A 3,413-nucleotide genomic window follows, 5' to 3' on the forward strand; every position below is an offset into this window, starting at 1 on the left:
CCTTGCCGCTGGCCTGCAAGGTGGCCCAGGCCCATGAGGTTGAAGTCGGTGTGCCGCCAGTGGGCGTGGACCTGGGCGGCCCAGTTGTCCTGGGTGTTCGTCTGGCCCGGTGCACCGGCTGCACCGGGTGCTGGCAGGCGGTTGCCTGCGGGGTCGATCTGCCAGCGGGTGGTGGTCTGGGGTTGCTGGCTGTCGGTGGCCGCTCTGAGGCGCCCTGCGCTGTCGTAGCCGTAGCGCAGCAGTTGCGCGGCCTGGCCCGGGGCGCCGGCCTGTTCGATGGCAACGAGCTGGCCCAGGCTGTCGTAGTGGTAGCGGCGGCCGAGGATCTGGCCTATGAGGGCGTGGGCCTGGGCGTCGGTGTACTGCAGCGCTTGCAGACCCGTGGTGCCCAGGGCCGTGAGGCGGCCCAGGCTGTCCCATTGGCGTTGCACCTGCAGGGGGTTTTGCGCATCTGCTGCAGAGGCGGGTGGGTGCAGGCTGCGGCGGACTTCGCGGTGCAGGTTGTCGCGCTCGAAGTCGATGAGGCTGGCGCCGTTGAGCTGCAGTCCGTGCACATGGCCTGAGCCGTAGGTGAGCCAGGCGATCTCTCCCAGGCCTTGCAGCTGGCTGTGCTGGCGTGCGCCCAGCGCATCCAGGGTGTGGGTGATGCGGTGTTCGTATTCGATCTGGTCTGCGCCCCCGTTGCCGTTGCCGTCCTTGCCGGGGCGGTACAGCTGCTGCACTTCTGCGGTGATGCGGCCCAGGGCGTCGCGTTCCAGTGCTATGCGGCTTTGCAGTTGGGCGATGAGGCCGTTGTCGTTGTCTGCGGTGCTGTGCTGCCAGACGCTGGCCGCCGTGAGGCGCCCGGCCGCATCCCATTCGTAGCGGTGGGTTTGTGCAGGCGCATGGGGCGTGGCGGGCAGCTGCCGTTCGACCAATCGCCCGCCTTCGTCCCAGCGATAGTGGCTGCTGCTTTGCTGCGCGGCGTTGCCGTCCGTAGCTTGCATGAGCTGGCCTGCCGCGTCCCAGCGGTAGCGCTGCAGCCGTTGGTCAAACCCTTCTTCCTGCACGAGCCGGTCCAGCGCGTCCCAGGCAAAGCGGCTTTGTGCACCGTTTTCGTTGACGAGGCGCAGGAGGCGGCCGGCGCTGTCGTATTCGAAGGCCAGGGTGAGGCCGCCATGTGTTCGCTGGACCAGCCTGCCCCAGAGGTCGTAGCGCAGGTGGATGCTGGGGTCGGCGGCCTGGGTTTCGCTGGAGGTGCCCGCAGGCTGGGCCGGATCGATGCGCGTGAGGTGGCCTGCGCTGTCGTAGTGGTAGCGCTCGATCTGGCCGTTGGGCAGTTCGCTGGCCACGATGCGGCCCTGGCCATCGCGCTGGTGGCGTTGGCGCTGGCCCAGGGCGTTGTCCACTTCGATGAGCGCTCCCCAGCGGTCGTAGTGGTAGTGCGTGCTGTGGCCCGAGCAGTCGGTGTAGCTGAGCAGTTGGCCCGCGTCGCTCCAGGCCAGCTGTTTGCTGCCGCCCTGGGCGTCTTCGATGCGCCGGGGGCTGTCGCAGGTGAGCGGCGCGTCCTGGGGGTCGGGGTAGTGGTAGCTCTCGGTGCTGCCATCGGCCTGGGTGATCTGGGTGAGGCGCCCCCAGGCGTCGTATTCGTAGCCGGTGGTGGCCCCTGCCGGGTCGGTGGAGGCGAGCAGGCGGCCGGTGGCTTCGTCGTGTTCCTGCTGGGTGCTGCGCCCGTCGGGCAGTTGCACGCCGATGAGCCGGCCCTGGCCATCACGCCTGAGGTGGACGCTGCGCCCCAGCGGGTCGGTGCGCGAAGCCAGCCGGCCGAAGCTGTCGAAGGCCTGCAGCCAGCGGCTGCCATCGGCCTTGTGGTGGGCGATGAGGCGCGACAGGCCCGCTGCGCCTTCAAAGTAGTAGGTCTCGATGCGATCCAGGCTGTCGCTGACGCGGGTGGCGGCGCGTGGCTGGCCGTCGGGGCCCGGGGGCTGGGCCAGGTAGTCGAAGCGGTAGCTGAGCCCTTCCTGGTTGCTGTGCTCGATGACGCGGGCACCGGGCTGGGCGCTCTCGTAGCGGTAGCGGTGCCAGGGTCCGCTGGCATGGCGGTGGGCGCTGATGCGGTGGTGGTCCCATTCGAATTCGCGCACGAGCTGGCCTGCGCGGTCGTGGACGGTGATGAGGTCGCCTGCGCTGCTGTAGCCGTAGCGCACGAGGGCGATGGGGGTGGACAGGGGATGCATCGGGTCCTGCACCAGATCCACGCCTGTGACTCGCCAGCCGTCGTCGGTTCCCCACAAACCCAGCGCATCCCTGCCGCCATGGATGCGCTGGTGCAGCAGCCGGTAGCGCCGGCCTGTGCCGTCGCTCAGCGAGACCAGGCGGCCTGCGGGCACAGCCTCTTTGCTGGCACTGTGGCCGGCCTCAGGCGTGGTGCCATCGCTGTAGTGGTAGAGCTGGCGGCGCCCGAAGCGGTCGATCTGGGCCATGAGGCGCCAAGGGCCATCGACAGGTTCACCGGGCGCAGGACCAAAGCCCCAGAGCGTGTCCCCATCGCCGCTGACCGCAAGGATGGCTTGCGGGTTGCGCACCAGTGCCTGCTCCACATGCGACCAGCGCGGGTTCGCAGCCCAGGGCGCTGTGCCGCCGTCCGGCTCCGTGCTGCCGCCGCGCAGCAGCCAGATGTCTTCGCTGGCACTGTGCAGCTGGCCGCCCGGCACCAGAGGCTGGTCGAAGGTGATGACGCGGCCGCTGGCATCCAGCAGCAAGGTGGCCTCGTCCTGCAAGCGGATGCTGAGCTCCTGCAGCAGGTGCCAGCCATGGCCCAGCAGGCCGCAGGCCGCGCCGTGCTCGGGGTTGACGTAGCTGCTGTACTGGCGCTGCCAGGCCACGGGCAGCGCAGCCGATGGCAGGGCAAAGTCCAGGTCTTGTGCGCCCAACAGGACCTTGGCGCCGAGCTGGGGGTTCACAGGGGATCCGACGGTGATGCCGTCCGGGCAGACGGAGCAGGCCAGGCCCCCCTGGCTGCCGATGAGCACGGTGCGCGAGCCGGTGACGATCTTGCCCTTGACGACGCTGTCGGTGATACGGGCTGCGGGTTTGCCACTCATGCGAGGCTGCTCCTGGAGAGATGGGGGAGAACGGGAATGCGGATACGGGGAGCGCGGTACAGGCTGTCTGCCTTCAGCAGTTGAGCCGGTCCGTGGGCGAGAGGATCTGGATGTCGCCGGGCGTTATGCGGATGGTGCTTTCGCCGCAGGTCAGCAGGATTTCCTGCTGGGCTTCGAGCCGGATCTTGGCGGCGTTGAGCTCAATGCTTTGCCCATCCATGGTGAGTTGGGAGGCCTTGCCACCTCCGCCCCCGCCGCCGTCACCACCACCGCCACCGGGCGCCGTGATGTTCATGGCCATGCCGCCACCGGCTCCGCCTCCCGCGCCAC

The 3,413-nt window shown here is 69.2% G+C and carries 1 protein-coding gene and 1 pseudogene; both read right to left on the bottom strand.

Features of this window, described 5'->3' with window-relative positions:
• The coding region (locus tag BW39_RS02695; protein ID WP_043819598.1) for a DUF6531 domain-containing protein at positions 1 to 3,083 on the bottom strand (3,083 nt) is incomplete at its 3' end.
• A 73-nt stretch (positions 3,084 to 3,156) separates the two neighbouring features.
• Positions 3,157 to 3,413: pseudogene (locus tag BW39_RS02700) on the bottom strand (DUF2345 domain-containing protein); the annotation flags it as partial.

Source organism: Delftia sp. RIT313, from assembly GCF_000632165.1.
GTDB lineage: Bacteria > Pseudomonadota > Gammaproteobacteria > Burkholderiales > Burkholderiaceae_C > Comamonas > Comamonas acidovorans.